General features: G+C 43.0%; 15 protein-coding genes. 11 read left to right on the forward strand and 4 right to left on the reverse strand.

Annotated elements, in window-relative coordinates:
• The first annotated feature begins 5 nt into the window (after positions 1-5).
• The 9 genes from FIV04_RS05555 (at position 6) to FIV04_RS05590 (ending at position 9,208) form a co-directional block, all read left to right on the forward strand.
• Positions 6-1,289: a TRAP transporter large permease gene (locus FIV04_RS05555; protein WP_150871913.1), complete on the forward strand. Its 1,284-nt coding sequence runs from the start codon at positions 6-8 to the stop codon at positions 1,287-1,289.
• A 35-nt stretch (positions 1,290-1,324) separates the two neighbouring features.
• Entirely contained in the window at positions 1,325-2,110 is a 786-nt protein-coding gene (locus FIV04_RS05560) for an HAD-IIB family hydrolase (RefSeq protein WP_152468495.1), read from the forward strand.
• 763 nt (positions 2,111-2,873) lie between these two features.
• Complete coding sequence (locus tag FIV04_RS05565; protein ID WP_152468496.1) at positions 2,874-3,857, forward strand: LPP20 family lipoprotein; 984 nt, start codon at positions 2,874-2,876, stop codon at positions 3,855-3,857.
• Positions 3,858-3,907: 50 nt separating this feature from the next.
• On the forward strand, positions 3,908-4,924 hold the full coding sequence (locus tag FIV04_RS05570; protein ID WP_172974224.1) for a hypothetical protein: 1,017 nt from the start codon (positions 3,908-3,910) through the stop codon (positions 4,922-4,924).
• A 3-nt stretch (positions 4,925-4,927) separates the two neighbouring features.
• Positions 4,928-5,539, forward strand: a complete 612-nt coding sequence (locus FIV04_RS05575; RefSeq protein ID WP_152468497.1) for a lipoprotein — start codon at positions 4,928-4,930, stop codon at positions 5,537-5,539.
• 84 nt (positions 5,540-5,623) lie between these two features.
• Positions 5,624-7,117, forward strand: a complete 1,494-nt coding sequence (locus FIV04_RS05580) for a transglycosylase SLT domain-containing protein (RefSeq protein ID WP_152468498.1) — start codon at positions 5,624-5,626, stop codon at positions 7,115-7,117.
• Between the two features lie 78 nt (positions 7,118-7,195).
• Positions 7,196-7,366, forward strand: a complete 171-nt coding sequence (locus FIV04_RS26885; protein WP_017071746.1) for a hypothetical protein — start codon at positions 7,196-7,198, stop codon at positions 7,364-7,366.
• Positions 7,367-7,368: 2 nt separating this feature from the next.
• Complete coding sequence (locus tag FIV04_RS05585) at positions 7,369-8,175, forward strand: ETEC_3214 domain-containing protein (protein ID WP_032549347.1); 807 nt, start codon at positions 7,369-7,371, stop codon at positions 8,173-8,175.
• Between the two features lie 58 nt (positions 8,176-8,233).
• Positions 8,234-9,208 (forward strand): bifunctional oligoribonuclease/PAP phosphatase NrnA, encoded by a 975-nt coding sequence (locus tag FIV04_RS05590; protein ID WP_152468499.1) that lies wholly within the window; start codon positions 8,234-8,236, stop codon positions 9,206-9,208.
• Positions 9,209-9,343: 135 nt separating this feature from the next.
• On the opposite strand, the gene FIV04_RS05595 is transcribed toward FIV04_RS05590, so the two are convergent.
• The 3 genes from FIV04_RS05595 to FIV04_RS05605 all read right to left on the reverse strand — a co-directional run bounded on the left by FIV04_RS05595 (position 9,344) and on the right by FIV04_RS05605 (position 14,159).
• Complete coding sequence (locus FIV04_RS05595; protein ID WP_152468500.1) at positions 9,344-9,874, reverse strand: winged helix-turn-helix domain-containing protein; 531 nt, start codon at positions 9,872-9,874, stop codon at positions 9,344-9,346.
• Between the two features lie 75 nt (positions 9,875-9,949).
• On the reverse strand, positions 9,950-13,012 hold the full coding sequence (locus FIV04_RS05600; protein WP_152468501.1) for an efflux RND transporter permease subunit: 3,063 nt from the start codon (positions 13,010-13,012) through the stop codon (positions 9,950-9,952).
• Position 13,013: 1 nt separating this feature from the next.
• Positions 13,014-14,159, reverse strand: coding sequence for an efflux RND transporter periplasmic adaptor subunit (locus tag FIV04_RS05605; RefSeq protein ID WP_253895374.1), 1,146 nt, complete (start codon positions 14,157-14,159; stop codon positions 13,014-13,016).
• Positions 14,160-14,451: 292 nt separating this feature from the next.
• Between FIV04_RS05605 and FIV04_RS05610 the strand changes: the two genes are divergently transcribed.
• Both FIV04_RS05610 and FIV04_RS05615 read left to right on the forward strand, forming a co-directional pair.
• On the forward strand, positions 14,452-15,177 hold the full coding sequence (locus tag FIV04_RS05610) for a TetR/AcrR family transcriptional regulator (RefSeq protein WP_152468502.1): 726 nt from the start codon (positions 14,452-14,454) through the stop codon (positions 15,175-15,177).
• Between the two features lie 192 nt (positions 15,178-15,369).
• On the forward strand, positions 15,370-16,623 hold the full coding sequence (locus FIV04_RS05615; RefSeq protein ID WP_150895087.1) for a D-amino acid dehydrogenase: 1,254 nt from the start codon (positions 15,370-15,372) through the stop codon (positions 16,621-16,623).
• 109 nt (positions 16,624-16,732) lie between these two features.
• On the opposite strand, the gene FIV04_RS05620 is transcribed toward FIV04_RS05615, so the two are convergent.
• Positions 16,733-17,470 (reverse strand): dienelactone hydrolase family protein, encoded by a 738-nt coding sequence (locus FIV04_RS05620; protein WP_152468503.1) that lies wholly within the window; start codon positions 17,468-17,470, stop codon positions 16,733-16,735.
• Positions 17,471-17,550 lie beyond the last annotated feature (80 nt).

Genomic DNA, 17,550 nt, shown 5'->3' on the forward strand with positions numbered 1-17,550 from the left:
TCTCAATGGAAAGCTATCTTCCAATTTTCATTCTTTTTGCTCTTTTCCTACTGAATATTCCGATTGCGTTCTCTCTGATATCGTCCGCAATGGTCTATTTCCTGTTTATCAATAATTCGATTCCCGTGACTTTGGTTATGCAGAGGTTCATCAGTTCGGCAGAGTCGTTTCCGTTACTGGCAATCCCGTTTTTCATTATGGTGGGATCGGTGATGAACTATGCGGGGATCAGTAAAAGCTTACTCGCGTTTGCCGATTCAATGATTGGCCATAAGACGGGCGGCTTAGCTCAGGTTAACGTGGCCCTGAGTACCTTGATGGGTGGCATCTCAGGTTCAGCCAATGCTGATGCCGCAATGCAGTCAAAAATCTTAGCTCCTGAGATGACCAAACGCGGCTACGACTTACCGTTTACTGCGGCCGTGACTGCAGCATCTTCAAGTATTAGTCCAGTGATTCCTCCTGGCATTAACTTGATTATTTTCGCTTTATTGGCGAACGTTTCCGTGCACCAAATGTTCATCGCAGGTTATGTACCAGCGTTTTTGATGGCTCTGTCCTTAATGGTCACCATTTGGTTTATCTCTCGCAAGCGAAACTACAAACCGTCACGATCGAAGCCAGCGACAGCCAAAGAACGTCTTCATTACTTCTTTAAGGCTGTGCCAGCTCTGTTGATCCCGTTCGGCATTATTCTAGGAATGCGTTTTGGGCTCTTTACCCCAACGGAAGCTGGCGCTATTGCAGTTCTGCTTTGTGTCATTATTGGCGCGTTTATCTACCGAGAGTTAAGTTTCAAACACATCCCTCAAATTATGCGAGAGACGGTGCAGGGTACCAGTAGTGTGATGTTCATTATCATCGGCGCTATGGTCTTTGGTTACTACATGACACTGGAGCAAATTCCCCACAATGTTGCATCTGCTTTGATTGAGCTAACAGACAACAAACTGGTTCTGTTGTTATTGATCAACGTTTTGCTGCTGGTGGTTGGCATGTTCATTGAGGGTGGTGCAGCGATGATCATCCTAACGCCACTGCTGCTTCCGGCGGTATTGAACTTGGGTGTCAATCCGGTTCACTTCGGCATTATCGTGATTGTAAATATTATGATTGGTGGTGTCACTCCGCCATTCGGCTCCATGATGTTTACAGTCTGCTCAATATTGAAAGTTCGTATGGTCGACTTCGTTAAAGAAGTGGCTCCCCTGTTGCTAGCACTGTTAGCGGTATTAATGTTGCTGACGTTCTCAGAGAGCGTGGTGATGTTCTTGCCGAATTTACTTTAACACTGTGTCGTTAATCATTATTTAGAGGTGTAAAAATGAATTCGGTATCGAATGAATTAAATCAGAATTGGAAAAGTGTAGATTGGGTTTTAACAGATGTCGATGACACTCTGACTTGGAAAGGCGAACTACCGCCCGAAACACTGATCGCATTGAAAAAGCTTCGAGATGCGGGCAAAAAAGTGGTTGCGGTAACAGGTGCCTGCGCAGGGTGGTGCGATCATATTGCTCAACTTTGGCCGGTTGATGCGGTGCTTGGTGAGAATGGCGCGTTTATTATGGAAAAGAAAAATGGTTTCCTTACCCTTCGCTCAAGTGTGCCGTTAAGCGTGATCAGTGAGAAACAACAACAGCTTAAACAACAAGTGTTAGCAATTTTAAACGAATACCCAGATCTTGAGTTGACGTTGGATCAATCCTACAGACTGTGTGAGGTTGCTATTGATATTGGTCAGAATCGCCCACGTGTCGATGAGAATATTATTGAGGAGGTCGTTGCAAAGATCCGTGCTCTTGGCGCGCATGCAACTGCTAGTTCGATTCATATCAATGCATGGTATGGAGAGCATTCTAAGAAGGCGACTGCGACGGCTTTTTTAGAAGAAAAGGGCCTATCACCCGAAGAAATACTCAAACATAGTTGTTATGTTGGTGACTCTATGAACGATCAATACATGTTTGAGGTATTGCCCAACAGCGTTGGGGTAGCAAACATTCAGCACTATTGGCAACGCCTTGAACACCACCCAGTCGTTGTGATGACTCAACCTGGTGGGTATGGTTTTGCTGAGTTTACGGACAAGTTACTCGCGTTAAAATAGTCAGACAGACATGCGCAAACTCTTCATAGACAAAAGTGAAACTACCCTTAAGGTAGTATCTGTGCTTTCTGTCTATGAAGGTTGTTTTTAATAAGGATTTATTTTTGATTAGTGTTTTATTTCGCTTCTTAGTTCGATTTAAATAGAAAATCAAAATAACTTATCCTCCCACAATATCTACATCCTCTCATTATTCATCGACTACTAGCCTGTATTTCTATTATCCATTTAATTAGGGTTTTATTTTCATTTTTATCAATATTGGTGTGAAAAGTAGTCATCTCATTCCTGTAAATCCCGCGATAGTGATTTTATTAACATTATTGTTATTAATGGAATTTCATTTTTTCTAGTATCTGCCTGGTCTCTTTATTTGGGGGAGAGGCAAAAATCTGCTGTTAATATCAAACTTATCATTGAGATCAGCGTCTCACTTTTATTGAATAAGTATCACCTTTTTAGTCAAAGTTATGTATTTTTTTTGAACTGAAATTCAGTTTTTTTTAAGACTTTGTTCACGTTTTTATTAATGGAATATAAATGGTTATTGTGTAATTTATAATTTACATCAACTGTCTCAAAATCAAGACTTTGTATTGTCTTTTTTGTTAATTAACGGAAGGTTTGTATAAATTTGATGCGTGAAATCAATAGAAAATAAACATATTTCGCTCAAATATGAATCGAACTATAAATTTGGTCGTTTGAATGTTTAATTTTGAGGATATAAGATTGCGACAAACTTTTTCGATATTGGTTCCAAATGTCTTCAAATAAAAAAATAGTTCGCTTTTTCATAGCGCTATTCGCGTTGCTTGTTCTTTCTGGGTGTCAATCAACAAAACCTGAATGGTACCTAAAGCCCCAAGCAGACAGTGACGAGTACATTTATGCAGTTTCTCAAGCGCGAACTCTATCTCATGCTAAAAAAATCGCTGTAAACAACATCAACGAAAAGTTATGGACTCAAGTCGAGTCGTCTTTCTACATGAGAGACACAGTTCGAGAAACTAATGGTAAGGGCTTTTCAAATAGTCTAGTTGACAACAAAGTTAATACTAAGACTGAATCCTTGACTTTGAATGGTATCGAATATGTACAAATGGAAGAGAATGATCTTGGTGCGTTTGTCGAAGTAAGAGTGAAAAGATCACTCGTGACTCAACAGTTGATTCGCGAAATAAAAGACCTAAACCGTAAATCTCAAATCGAACTTGATGCACTTTCTCACGAAGACAAATTACTGTGGTGGTTAGACAATCGCAGTGTTTATCAAACTGAACACGATGCTTCTGTGCGTATCGCAATGCTTTCATCTCTAAAGCCTAGTTATAACGCTGAAATCAGTGCAATTGAACAGCTAACTATTACACACCAAAAACTAAGCAGCCAAATTAACATCCGTCTCTCTTCGGATAGAGAGTCGAGAAAAGCAATTGAACTCTTGGGGAACCAGTTATCAGAGTTCAATATCGCGACCTCAACTTCAAAGAATAAAAACCAAACTCATGTGTTGAAAGTGGATTCTGAGCGTCGAAGAAACAAAGTCGGAGACGCGTATATTTCAACCTTGGTCTCTAATATAAAAATTGTAAATAAGAAATCTAAAACAGTGTCTCGTAGTGAAATTATCTCTACAGGAAACTCTGTAACTAGCTACAAATATGCCGACGAAGGGGCCGCTCGCCACTTTGATGAGCAAATAAAAGAGAAAGGGATTTGGACTGCGCTGGGCTTAATTAAATAGCGAACCTCTAGTCCTATAAAAATAAAATAAACATATTCGGGAGAGAATATATGTTAAAGAAAACGTTAATGGCTAGTGCTGTACTTGCAACTTTGTCTGGGTGTGCGTCTATCGATACGGTATGCACCCCCGATACTCGTGTAAATATTGAAACGGCAGAAGTGCAAATGCCTTCTTCAGAAAACAGCAAGGTTGTTGTTCTTCCTGTTGAACTTGATTTTAAAAACTCAGCATCTAAAAAGATGCAGTCTGCTATGCGTAATGCATTAGAGACACAGATCGACGAGACAGGTGCAAACCTTGTCGATCGTAAAATAGCGAACAAAGTCAAAGGCGAAATTAAGCTTGCTGAACAGAGTGGTCGCTTGAACACGAAAGGTGTGCCAATTGCTGATTACGCGATTATTACAGAAATCACTCATGCTGATTTAGGTACGTCTTTTAGCGAGCGTCGTACATACGTAAATGATGATGGTAAAACGATTGTCGTACCACCGTCATGTAGTTACGACTTTGATGTAGAAGCGGTTGCAAAAGTAGTCGCGTTACCAAGCATGGACGTGATGAAACGTATCAACCTAAAGGGTGATTATTATGCGTCTTCGGAAACAAGTAACTCTCGATGCCCAGTAAGTGATTCTGGGTACGGTTCAATGGCTGCTAAAGCTGCTGCAGAGGCTGTAAATCACTCTACCGAACTCAACAAAATGTTAGCGGCAAGAGCTCCAGTTCTTGAGATGCGTCAGTGTGAAGCGGGCACGCAAGTACGTATCGCTATGGGTAAAAAACAGAAAATCAAGCCTAAAGCCGACATCCTATTTTCTAACGCCATGAAAAATCTAGAAGGTGAAACAGAGATTTTCCCAATTGGTGAAGGCTACGTAGTTAACAATGAAGTCAATGCGGTGACCGAGAAGTATTCTTGGGTTGTGATTGACGAAGAGCTGTCACTTAAAATTAAGAAAGGCACGATGAGCAAGGTGGATGCGTCTAGTATTCAATGTGATCTAACAGATCTCGAATGTCATGCAAAAAATGCTGAAAAAGCAGTTACGGAAACTTTTTAATCTATGAAAAAACTACTTATTGCAACTTCACTAGTAGCAGCTCTAGCTGGCTGTCAGAGCAACAACGCGACGGTTAAGGAAGCGCAAAACTTCGCTCCATGTACTTTCCCAGATGCACCTACTGTATCTGCTCCGGGTTGGATTTGTGACGTGATTCCAAGCGATATCGCTGCAGCGGCAAAAGGTTACTCTAAGAAGAGTGCAGCTGGTATGAGCGTTATGCGCAAAATCGCAGTTAATGATGCTCGTGTAAACCTTGCAGCTGAGTTTGAAACTGACGTGAGCAACCTATTCCAAGCGGCTACTGAAGGTGTGACTTCTACGTCAGCAGCAGAAGGTGTAACTCTGGTGACTGAAGACGTTCAAGAGACATTCGAGAACATCACTAAGACAGTCGTAAATAAAACGCTAACTAACAGTCGCGTTATCGTAAGCCAAGCAAGCCCAACGGGTGGCCTTTATGTTCTAGTCGGTATGGACCAAGCTGCATACGATGCGAATATGAACAAAGTTATCGACGAAGTTGGTGGTGAAGATTCTGCTCTATGGGATCAATTCAACAATGAGAAAGCGGCAGCGGACCTTGCTGCAGCGTTCGATGCATTGAAAAAATAACCGCGAACGGAACCGCGATTAGTATTAGTGAAAAAGGCCGCCATTTGAGTGGCCTTTTGTCTCTATACACTTTGGGAGTGAACTATGTACAAAATGATCAATAAGACCGTGTTAGCTGTCGTTATTTCGGCAGCTATCAGTTCTCAGGCATTTGCTGTGTCAGAAGATCAAAAGCAGCAGCTAAACAATGCTGTAGCCAAAGCAAGCCAGTCTCAAGAAGACAAGATCAAAGAGTTTCATGCTTACGTTAATGCTTATTTGGATGAGTACGAAGCTTGGCGTGATGAATATACCAATAACCTCGATGAGCGCAGAACCGATCTAATCAAGACATGGGGTGAGGGTGAGGTTTCATCTCAAACTAAACAGGTGGATTACTCTCAAGACGATCAGGTGAAAACTTCAGTTGATTACGAAACCAATACTGCAACCGTATCTGTATTGGTTGATGAAGATAGCAGCCCCGAAGAGATCAAAGCGCTCGTTAAAAACATTCCGGTTGAGGTTGCTGGTCAAAACGTTGAGCTAGCGGAGCTCAAAGCAGAAGACCACGCGGTGCTTTACTCCTTGGAGAAAGAGAAAGAAGAGAAAAACTTCGTTATCCAACAGACGCAAAGCCAGATGAATGAGTTGGATGTGCAAGCTGAACGACTGATTTTATCTGATACTGGTATTCCAGACTCTTTCATTTACCAGCGTGCTCATAATAAGAAAATGGCACTACTGGCAAAGGCTCAGGAGCGTATTGCGGCGCAAACCAAACTGTATGACGAAATGCGTGTCAAACATGGTATTGAGGTTAAACGACCAGAGCCAGAAGTTGAGGTCGTAAAGCCCGCAGAAAAGGTTGAAGTACCAAAAGAGGTTGCCAAGCTAGACCAAGCACCAACAGAAAAGCAGCCGCCAAAAGTTGTGGAAAAGGTCGTCGAAAAAGCGCCAGAGCCACAAGTAGTAAAGCCTAAGCCAGTCGTTGACGTTGCGGCGGCACCAGTTAAGCAGAAGAAGGTAATCAGTTACAAAGTTAAGCTTCCTGAGAATAGCTTAAAAGCACGCGCGAGCAAGTACAGTGCGCTGGCTGAGAAAGAGAGCAAAAACTGGGAAGTTGATGCTGCACTGATTATGGCAATCATGCACTCGGAGTCGGCGTTCCGTCCGGATGCTAAATCACACGTGCCTGCGTTTGGTTTGATGCAAGTGGTACCGACCAGTGCAGGACATGATGTTAATAAACAAGTCCGCAATATCGACGCGCCAATGAAAGTGGCGGATCTGTATCAACCAGTTATCAACGTAGAAACAGGTACGGCTTATTTAGACATCCTAAACAGTAAGTATCTTCGCAAGATAAAGAATGACGAAAGTCGTTTGTACTGTGTCATTGCCGCATATAACACTGGTGCGGGTAATGTGGCTAGAGCGTTCAATAAAGACCGTTCCACCAGTATTGGCAAAGCGTCGAAGATTATCAATCAGCTGACGCCTCAACAAGTCTATGACCAGCTAGTGGTTAATCTGCCGTACGACGAAACCAAAAATTACTTGAAGAAAGTAAACAGTCGTATCGCTTTGTATAAGTAATAAATCAGGTAAGCAAAACAACCAAGCACATGTCATTAGCATGTACTTGGTTTACCAGTTAATGAATTGAGAGTAGCAATGTTTAAAATTTTCGCTTTAGTATTTATCGGTGTCGGTATCTATCTTGGTCTTAATTACAGCGATGAAATTGAAAGCATCATGGACACGGATGCTTTTGAGCGAGTTCAAGAGAAAGCTGAAGACGGTACAGATGCGCTAATGGATAAAATCGACGAGATCAAAGGTTAAAAATGTCTGAAGAGCAAAACAAGGATATTCAAAAAGATATACAGGAAGAGTTACAAGAACTTCAAGACACTCAAGAGTCTCTGTTGGAAGAGCAGAAAAAGGGCGGTATAGCACGCACTATCGGCTTAGTGTCCGTTATTTCCATTGCTTTGGGCGGCTTTAATGACAGCTTTGATGCACTAGAAAAGATGTTCGATTTTGGTCTTTCTCAAATGACAGACATTCCATCCCATAGAAAGTTGGACAAAATCTATATTCGTTCATCTGCCGAAATCTTAGACCAAACATTTGGCGCGCCTGTGTATATTAAGCGCGCGACAACGGATGATGTGATTAAGTACTACCAGGACGATAACTTCATCCTTTCTGCGATTACTCGAGATAATGCGATCGTCGCATATCTGGTCTTCCCAAATGAAGGCTTTGCTCCAGAAACATTAGAGCATGCAGGTGGTTCTGAGTTTTTTGCGCAGACGTTTAGTTCTATTGAAAGTGTCAATGAGATCCGTGCATCGTTTGCAAGAACAGGCAACTACTACATTGAAGAGAATAATGGTGGCGAATTTGGCTACTTGTATTCATCAATCAGTGGTGCGAGTGAGTTTATTTCGCCGATGTCACAAGAGAACAGGAAGTTGCTTTCGGAAGTGGTAGACGCCTTAACAATGGATGAGAACGTGGTAGAAAGCGTTCAGTCTTTGCGTAGCAACGCGAAACCGAATTTTTATGGATACAGCACGTTAGGTGTCGGTGCACTAGAAGAAGCGATTCTGTCTAATACCGAATACCGATTAATTCATAAGATTTAGAAACTCTTACCTTCTCTCTAGCCTCTTCGGGGGCTAGTTTTTTATGAGCAGTTTAATAATGGCAAATATTGAATTTGAAGCTTTCCTAGACAAGCTTAAAGCGAACAAAAGAGTAATTGTTCAGGCTCATGATTTCCCAGACCATGATGCGATATCTTCGGCTTATGCCTTGGCATACCTTCTGAAAACACAAGGTTTGAACCCCTTCATTACCTTTAAAGGGCATATAGATAGAGTATCACTGCGAAATCTCATTGATTGGTTAGAGATTCCCGTGCATAAGCCAGAAGATCTACACCTAGAGCCAGATGACAAGATTATCGTTGTTGATGGTTGTATTGGTGAGAAAAACATCACTGATTTCACCGGTGAAGAGGTTGGCGTTATCGATCATCACCAAGTGGAAGCGCCAGAGTCGGTTTGGTATAGCGATATTCGTTCAAACTATGGTGCGACCGCCACTATGATGGTCGAGTATTACCAGTATTTCTCTATAAATATGCCTAAACGAGTCGCTACTGCATTATTGGTAGGTTTAAGTTTTGATACTGCCAATTTTACTCGAAGTGTAGGCGCTGCTGATCTTAAGGCGCTTGCGTATTTGCAAGCCAAAGCGGATAACGCGATCGTTAATAAGATTTGTAGAAACCAAGTTCAGTTTGAAGAGCTACAGTTGTTTAATTCTATGCTTGCCAGCATGCGTCGCGAGAAAAACGCCGCGTTTGCGGTTCTGCCTGAAGGTTGTCCAAAAAACATGTTGGGGGTTTTGGGAGATTTTCTTCTTAGTGTCGATGAACTCGATATCATAGTGCTTACCGCAAGAACCAGTGAAAAGACATTTATCTCACTGCGCTCAGAGTGCTCAGAAAACAATGTCGCTCAAATAATTCAGAAAGCGTTGAATGAAAAAGGCATTGGTTTTGGGGGAGGGCACCCGCATATGGCAGCAGGCATGATCCCACGAAAGTTTCGCTCAGGTGAGGAGCTCGATTGTCTTTATGAGCTGATTCGTCCTAGTTTAGTTCTTAACTAAAGTTTTGTTATGTAAGGGCGAATTAGTGAAATCCTCCGAGAAGATTAAACGGCGATTCATTAACGAGTCGCCGTTTTTTTATTTCGCTATTTCGTTGTTTCACTTTACTGGATTAGAGAGGCATGGTCGAAGATATCAAGCTTGGAAAAAGAAAAACTCAACAATTAATGCGCCGATGAATAACAAAATAAAGAGTTCGAACCTAACCAATTGTGTTTGGAACTGAATCAAGTGAGGCGATATGTTCCCTTGTATTTCACCTGTTTGATTCAGCTGAGATTCAGTGGTTGCTCGTGGTTCGCTTTCCTTGGTTTGATTGTGTATTGATTGGTTTAAGTTAGTAACAGGGGCTATGAATTCATAGCCAAGTTTTGGCACTGTTTTTATATAGATAGGGTGTTTCGTTGAGTCATTCATTGATTTTCGGAGTGTTGAGACAGCTTGCGTCAAACTCGAATTGTCAACGTAGATGTCTCGGGTGTTCCAGAGTGTTGTAATGAGCTCTTTACGCGGAATAGTGCGGTGACGATTTTCAATCAAGTATTCCAACAGTCGAGCCTCATTTGCGCCCAAAATGATGGATTCATCTTGTTGGTTACTCAGTGTTAAATTGTTCTTTTTCGGCAAAAACAGCAGTTGATCATTGATGTTGTATTTATTGTCCATTGATCATCGACCTTTCAATAGGAAATAAAGTGATGGAATCAAAATAGGGAGGAAGTTCTCCCTATTTTTAGAAGACTATGCGTAAGTCTTGCTTAGGCTTTCTTCTGAGCTAGGTTCTACTAGAGTTGTAGGTTTTAGTTCTTTTGCCATCGCTAAGTAGACCGCCGGCAAAACGAAGAGAGTAAATATAGTGCCAAGTAGCATACCTCCTACAAGTACGATGCCGATGCTATTACGAGCTTCTGCACCCGGCCCCGTCACTAAAACTAGCGGGAAATGCCCGAGGATGGTTGCAGCCGTAGTCATTAGAATTGGTCTTAGCCTCAACTTAGCGCTGCTTAAAATAGCTTCGAATTTTGAATAGCCTTTTAACTGAAGATCATTGGCAAATTCAGTAATAAGAATGCCGTTTTTTGCCACCAAGCCGACTAAGGTGATAAATCCTATCTGTGCATAAATGTTCATCGTGGTTAGCCCTAAGAAGGAGAATGACATGCCACTTGCTAGAGCTAAAGGCACAGACCCTAAAAGGACAATGAGAGGCGTTCTAAAGCTATTGAACTGTACAGATAGCACTAGATAAACCAAGAAGATCGCGATAGCTAAAACAGAAAATAGGCTGTTACCTTCTTGTCTTAACTGGCGTGAGCTACCTGCATAATTAATTTGATAATCTGCCGGTAAAATCTCGTGCGCCTTACTTTCCAAAACAGCAAGCGCTTGATCAGCAGTCGTGCCCGGCACTAGACCGCCGAGTATGCGAAAGGCGTTAAGCTGGTTGAATCGATTCGCGCTTCTCACACTCACGGTTTCATCAAACTTGGCAATACTGCTCAACGGAATGAGTTCTCCATTGTGTGTTTTTATCTGTAAGTCCAGTATGGCCTGACTCTCATTGAGTAAGTGCTCTTCAATCATCGGAATCACTCGGTAAGCTTTGCCATTGCTGTCAAAACGAGTCACATCCTGTTCGGAAACCATCACTGCAATTTGGTCCGTGACTGACTTTGTCGTCAATCCTAGGTCCATCATTTTTGAATGATTGAAGATTAACTGTGCCTGAGGCATGTCGATCTTCAGATCCGTGTCGACGAACATGAATTTGCCGCTCATTTGCGCCGCTTCCAGAAGCTGATAGGCATAGGGCAACATGTTCTGATAACTATCTTGCGATTGAATCACCATTTCTACATCGAATTGGCCTGCCGTCGGTAACGGCATAGGTGCAGTCGGATAAACCCTTAGCCCTGTGACCTCTTTAAGCGCGAAGTAGATGCTTTGCAAAACTTCGGTGGTTGAATATGAACGTTGGTCATGAGGCACAAAATTGATGCCACTGAAGCCACCAGAATTGGTAATGGTTTGCCAAATCATATCAATCCCTTCGATTTGAACGGATGATACAGCTGCTTTCATGTACTCATTGTTATAGTCTAGCGACGCGTTTGACGGTGCTTCTGAGATAACAAACAGGGAGCTTTGGTCTTCGACTGGAGCTAACTCGTGTTGAGAAAGTAGGTAGAATGGTACGATGAGAAGCGATAGAACAACGGAACCTGTTAACAGAGGTTTCTTATATTCAAACACTTTTTTGAGCCCATTTTCGTAAAAGCCCGCTAGTTGGTCGAAGACAAGATTTACGCGTTGAGTAAATGGTCCTTCTTTGCCTTTTTCCGGAGAGACATAAGCACTCATAATCGGCGAAAGAGTAATCGCGACGATACCTGAAAACAGCACAGCCAACGCCAGTGCAAAGGCAAACTCTTTGAACAGTGCGCCAGAGAGTCCATCAACGAATCCAATAGGGGCAAAAACAAGTGCCAGAGTCACTGTCATTGAAAAAACAGGGCGTAGCAACTCTCTAGAACTGATAAGCGCGGCATCAAAGCGAGACTTACCATTGCGCATGTGCCTAGCCACGTTTTCAACGACAACGATAGCATCATCAACAACCAAACCAACGGACAGAACAATAGCGAGAATGGTCAGTAAGTTGAGAGAGAAGCCAGCCATATACATAGCCGCAGCGCTGCCCAGAATCGATACAGGAATGGTAATCAAAGGCACCAATGCGGTTCTAAACGAACCCATTAGCAGCAAAATGACGATACCCACCAATATGACGGTTTCGACCAGAGTCGTCGCGATCTCTTTGAGAGCATCACGCATATATTGTGTACCGTCATAGCCGATTGATATTGACGTACCTTCTGGAAGACGCGCGTTGATCTTGGCTAATTGCTGGTATAAAGCGTCACCCACTGATATTTCGTTTGAGCCCGGCGTTGTCACAATGCCAATGAAAACAGATTCACTCATGTTGTGACGAGCTGAGTCTGTACCGCGATCTTCTCCTAGTTCAATTCGAGCGATATCGCCAAGGTGAACAAAAGTGCTCTCATTTTTCTTGATCACAATCTCGCGGAAGTCTTGAGCATTTTTTTGCAAAGCATTGCTCATGATACTGATACTTTGACTGTTACTCTCAACATGTCCTAAAGATGCGATGACATTGTTGTCTGTTAATGCTTTATGCACTTCCCCCGCGCCGATGTTTAGGCTCGCCATTTTCAATGGGTTGAGCCAAATTCTGATCGCCGGCTTCCTTCCCCCTAAAATGTCAGCACTTTGAACACCTGCAACAGAAGAGAACCAAGGGGTTACATCACGAGACAGGAAATCGGTAAGCTGAGATCTGTCCATAGTCGAGCTAGTAACATTGAGATAAAAAGTGGCACCTGGTCGATCCACACGCGCAACAGATACACTCGGGTCTTGAGCTCCCTCTGGCAGTTCGTATGAGATTTGGCTTAGCTTAGACGTCAACTCTGCCAGAGCGTCAGTGCTATTTTCATTGAGCTTTAACCATACGGTGACAGTACTTAGGCCTGCCGTTGTTGAGGAGTCAACATAGTCAACTCCAGGAATACTCATCGCAATACGCTCAATAGGTTCAGTCACAAAGCCTTTAACAACGTCTGCAGAAACACCGATATATTCGGTCTTTATAATCAGAGAAGAGCTTTCAATTTGCGGGAACTGAGAAATAGGTAAACGCTTGGAAGCCATAATGCCAGCAATCACGATCACAAGAGATATCACAATGGCGAGAATTGGTCGTTTAACAAAGATGTCCATACTATTCCCCTGAAGCAGCTACTAACGGATAGTTTTCAGTTGGCTGAGCTTGTCGCGCATGAACTAAGATGCCTTCATAAAGCTTGAATGAGCCTGCAGCAGCCAAAATATCACCTTCTTTTATGTCACCAGTGATGAGTTTAGAGCCATCCACTTCAGTGATAATGTTTACGGGTATGCGTTGCGCTCTAAACTTCTCAGGTTCAAGTTCTATCGGATTCAATTTCATAACGTACGAGCCGTATGAGTCTTGATTGATGGATGTTACTGGTACTTGAAAAACAACGCTCGTTTGAGCGATTGGAACCTTAACTTCTAAAGGCATGTTGTGCTTAAAGTTGGCAAGCGAAGTCTCGATCTCAGAGCGATACATTAAGCTTCGAGTTTCATCAGAAATTTGAGTGTCTTTGGCTATTACTGTGGCAAGCTTGAATGGAGAAGAGGAGAGGCCATCGATATTGCGAACTTGAACTCTAGCACCAAGAGGCACTTCACGATAAAACTGAGGAACACTGAAGTCGACCCATGTTTCTGCACTATCACCGGTGAACAGCGACAGTACTTGGTTTGCCGTTACGTAGTCACCTTTCTTAATATTGTGTATACCGATTTCGCCTGTGAAAGGCGCCTTAACAGTTTTTTTGTTGATCGTAGTTTGCAGTACGTCGATTTCGGACTGGATAACGACTAAATCGGAATAGGCTTGATCGTAAAGCTCCTGGCTGATCGACTTTTTGTTCAGAAGAGTTTTATAGCGTTGCAGCACCGATGCAGCGTGTTTTTCTCGAGCTTCTGCGGATTTGATTCGCGCAAGCTCTTCTTTTATATCGAGTTGAAAAATCAGCTCTCCCGACTTCGCTTTTTCACCGGCCTGCAGTCCTACAAACGCGACTCTTCCAGCAAGTTCAAAGTAGAGGTCTGACTGAAGTGGGGATATCGCTGTGCCCAGTACACTGACTGTTGGAGTATGATCGGCAAGCTGTACGCTTGTTGCAGAGACAACCTCGTAATGTTCTGGAAATGATTGCGCCATCTCTATGGCTGCTGAGACTTGTTTGAACTTAAAGTAGCCCAGTCCGGAAATTATCAAGGCCAAGCCCGATAACACCAGCCCCCAAACTACTAAAGATGACTTTTTACTTTTCATGATTTTACCAGTTTAACTATTAGTAATTATATTCGAACAGTATTCGAATGAAGTTCAATGCTATCCAGAACTTTTTTGTTCGTCAATTATGTGAAGGTGGAGAACGGTGAGGGTGGAGAGGGTTGGTAAAGGTAAATATTTATATATATCAGTCATATAGAACATGACAAAAATATTAAAAATTATATTGATTGACATAAGAGGTGGATCAGTCACAGCTTAACCATAATCATTGACTCACATTAGATGATTCTTTAGCATTCATTCGAATATGGTTCAAATAAGGTTGATTATGCCAGCTCCCAAACACACGATTGAAGAACAAGAAAAACTGATCTTAGATGCAGCTGCACAGTGTATTCTTGATAGCTCTTTGATTGATTTCAAGATGTCAGCGATAGCAAAAGAAGCTGGTTTATCAATGGGTTCGGTCTATAAGCACATTCAATCCAAAGAAGATGTGTTAGTGGCTTTGTCGGTGAGAGTTGATAGGCAAGCACACGCTATTATTCGCGAGATTTTGCAACTTCCTTACTCTTTACCATCTAAAATCGTAGCGATAAATTTGGTATCACAGGAAGCGATGTACACTTACGACTTTTCCTATCAAATGCTATCAATGTTAAACAGCAAGGATTTGTTGGCAAAAGCGTCTCAGAATTGGTTAAGTAAATTCCATCAAGTGTCTGCGGACATAAGAGGGCTTTTTCAAGAAGCGCTTCTAGATGCGATGCACTCCGATGAATTGTTGTGCGCGGACAATGAAAAAGAGACGTTAATCGAAGAGTTCTTGCTGCTTCACTGGGCGATTAATTTGGGGTACCCACAGATTCTAAATCATCCTCATGAAACTCAAATTGGCCAAACTCAAAATCACGCTGATGTTGATTGGTCTCTCGATCACCCTTTGGTTAAGGCGATGATTCGCATGACTAACAGTTATCCTTGGAAAACACCGCTTGAACTCGATGAGCTGAATGAACTTGAGCAAGTATTGTCAGAAAAAGGATGGCGGTAACTCTCGCCTTAGGTGACTCAAGAGCCTAAATTTATTGAAAAAAGCTTGGCTGCCTAGCCAAGCTTTTTATATTTATGCTTTAGATATCTAAGTGTTGATTAAAGGTCAATGCTCTCAATATTGTTAAGTCAACGCTCGCTTCATAAAGTGTCCCCAAGTTACGAAAATGTTGCTAAATACAGGGGCAGAGCAATGGAAGTGATTGTGATTGGTAGTGGTGTGATTGGATTAACCAGTGCTTGGTATTTGGCCAAAGAAGGGCACAAGGTAACGGTCATCGATCGTCAAGATAGCAGTGGTAAAGAGACCAGTTTTGCCAATGCAGGTCAAATCTCTTATGGCTACTCATCACCTTGGGCTGCGCCCGGTATCCCCGTCAAGGCTCTTAAATGGTTGACGCAAGAGCACGCTCCGCTGAAAGTGAAACCTTCTCTATCGCCTGCTTTGATTCAGTGGGCAACTCAGATGTTGTCTAACTGCAGCCCTGCAAAATACGCTATCAATAAATCTCGCATGCTACGCATTGCGAATTACAGCCGAGATTGTTTAACAGAGCTCCGTGAAACCGAGCACCTTGATTATGAAGGTCGCCAGCAAGGAACGCTCCAAGTGTTCCGTGATGCCAAGCAACTGGAAGCGATTCAACAAGATATGAAATTGCTCAAAGAGAGTGGAATTGAGCACTCTTTGTTGAATGTTGAAGAGTGCATCAAGGTTGAGCCGGGGCTTAAATCCGTTCAAGACAAGCTTGTTGGCGGCTTGTATTTACCAGGAGACGAAACGGGTGATTGCCATAAGTTCTGCATTGAACTGACTGAGAAAGCCAAAGCCCTCGGTGTTGAATTTATGTTTGATACTGAAGTGCACGCATTGAATCGAGAAGGTTCATCGTTAACGAGCATCAACACCAGCGCTGGTGAATTGAAAGCAGACGCTTTTGTTCTGGCAACGGGAAGCTACTCGACAGAGCTTTTGAAGCAGATTGATATTGATGTCCCGGTTTATCCAGTAAAAGGCTACTCGTTAACGCTACCGATTGTTAATGCAGATAAGGCTCCGACATCTACGGTGATGGATGAGACATACAAAGTAGCAATGACACGTTTTGATGATCGCATCCGTATAGCGGGTACTGCAGAGCTGGCAGGCTTTAACTTTGACATTCCAGAGAAGCGTAAAGCGACCATCGATATGGTGATCAAAGACCTATTCCCAGAAGCGGGTGACCACGCGAAAGCGGAATACTGGACAGGGTTACGCCCGATGACCCCAGACGGTACGCCAATCATAGGTAAGACGCCTGTGGGCAACCTCTATACGAATACTGGTCACGGAACGTTAGGGTGGACGATGGCATGTGGTTCAGGAAAGATTCTTGCGAGTGTGGTGAGTGGAAAAGTACCAGAAGTCGAAAGTGATGATCTGAGCGTTTCTCGATATCAGTAATACACCGAATATACGAGATACGAAAAGCTCGGTGAAACAATGAGATACCAGAAAGCGCCTCCAAATTATTTGGAGGCGCTTTTTTGTGTATGGGATGTCGGCTCTGGAGTTATTGTGTCGCGGACTCAAGTACTTCGGTGAAGCGAGCCCAAGACTTTTGGTCGGCTTCGAGTTGATAGTTCATAGAGCCAAATACTGTGAATGCATGAGGAGCGCCGCTATACGTCAGCATCTCATGTTCAACGTTTGCTGATTCCAGTTGTTCAGCCAGGCTGCCAAAATCCGCCATAGAGATCATGGCATCTGCAGTACCGTGGAAAATGACCACTTGGGACGGTGTTTGGGAGTAGTCTTGCCCGTCAGGTGTTGATAGACCGCCATGGAAAGAGACATAAGCTTTAGATGGAATCGCAGCCCGAGCCGCTTCTAAGACGGCTGCGCCACCAAAACAGTATCCCATCATGACATTGTTATCGAGATTACCACCCAGTTTCTCAGCTTGAGCTGCAGCGCCCATGAGTAGAGAACGCATTTTCTCTCTGTCTTTATAGAGCTCTCCAGTGTGCTGCTTTTTGTCTTTCACTTCGGTTGGTCGAATGCCTTTACCAAAAAGGTCGACAGCAAATACGTTGTAACCCAGTTCATTGAGCATTTCAGCGCGTTTTTTCTCGTAGTCTGTCAATCCGTCCCAATCGTGTACAAGTAGTACTAACGGTGCGTTGCCACTGGATTCGCTCCAATAACCTTCGTATTCCAGGCCATCCACCGTATAAGGTATATTTTCGCCAGCGATAACAGGGGCACAGAGTGCTGCACTGAGTAAAGATAGAGCCGTTCTAATCTGCATAGGTCCTTCCTGTAGGTATTTTCCCAATGGAAAGTATAGAAAAGAACTTTACCGCTGCATGGCTGACAACATAAAAACGA

Source organism: Vibrio sp. THAF190c, assembly GCF_009363355.1.
Lineage (GTDB): Bacteria > Pseudomonadota > Gammaproteobacteria > Enterobacterales > Vibrionaceae > Vibrio > Vibrio fortis_A.

Bases quoted from the DNA above. Each gene is read 5' to 3' on its own strand.
- FIV04_RS05560 (WP_152468495.1), top strand. From the start codon at position 1,325: ATGAATTCGGTATCGAATGAATTAAATCAGAATTGGAAAAGTGTAGAT.
- FIV04_RS05615 (WP_150895087.1), top strand. From the start codon at position 15,370: ATGGAAGTGATTGTGATTGGTAGTGGTGTGATTGGATTAACCAGTGCT.
- FIV04_RS05575 (WP_152468497.1), top strand. From the start codon at position 4,928: ATGAAAAAACTACTTATTGCAACTTCACTAGTAGCAGCTCTAGCTGGC.
- FIV04_RS05565 (WP_152468496.1), top strand. From the start codon at position 2,874: ATGTCTTCAAATAAAAAAATAGTTCGCTTTTTCATAGCGCTATTCGCG.
- FIV04_RS05580 (WP_152468498.1), top strand. From the start codon at position 5,624: ATGTACAAAATGATCAATAAGACCGTGTTAGCTGTCGTTATTTCGGCA.
- FIV04_RS05585 (WP_032549347.1), top strand. From the start codon at position 7,369: ATGTCTGAAGAGCAAAACAAGGATATTCAAAAAGATATACAGGAAGAG.
- FIV04_RS26885 (WP_017071746.1), top strand. From the start codon at position 7,196: ATGTTTAAAATTTTCGCTTTAGTATTTATCGGTGTCGGTATCTATCTT.
- FIV04_RS05595 (WP_152468500.1), bottom strand. From the start codon at position 9,874: ATGGACAATAAATACAACATCAATGATCAACTGCTGTTTTTGCCGAAA.
- FIV04_RS05610 (WP_152468502.1), top strand. From the start codon at position 14,452: ATGCCAGCTCCCAAACACACGATTGAAGAACAAGAAAAACTGATCTTA.
- FIV04_RS05600 (WP_152468501.1), bottom strand. From the start codon at position 13,012: ATGGACATCTTTGTTAAACGACCAATTCTCGCCATTGTGATATCTCTT.
- FIV04_RS05570 (WP_172974224.1), top strand. From the start codon at position 3,908: ATGTTAAAGAAAACGTTAATGGCTAGTGCTGTACTTGCAACTTTGTCT.
- FIV04_RS05605 (WP_253895374.1), bottom strand. From the start codon at position 14,159: ATGAAAAGTAAAAAGTCATCTTTAGTAGTTTGGGGGCTGGTGTTATCG.
- FIV04_RS05590 (WP_152468499.1), top strand. From the start codon at position 8,234: ATGGCAAATATTGAATTTGAAGCTTTCCTAGACAAGCTTAAAGCGAAC.
- FIV04_RS05555 (WP_150871913.1), top strand. From the start codon at position 6: ATGGAAAGCTATCTTCCAATTTTCATTCTTTTTGCTCTTTTCCTACTG.
- FIV04_RS05620 (WP_152468503.1), bottom strand. From the start codon at position 17,470: ATGCAGATTAGAACGGCTCTATCTTTACTCAGTGCAGCACTCTGTGCC.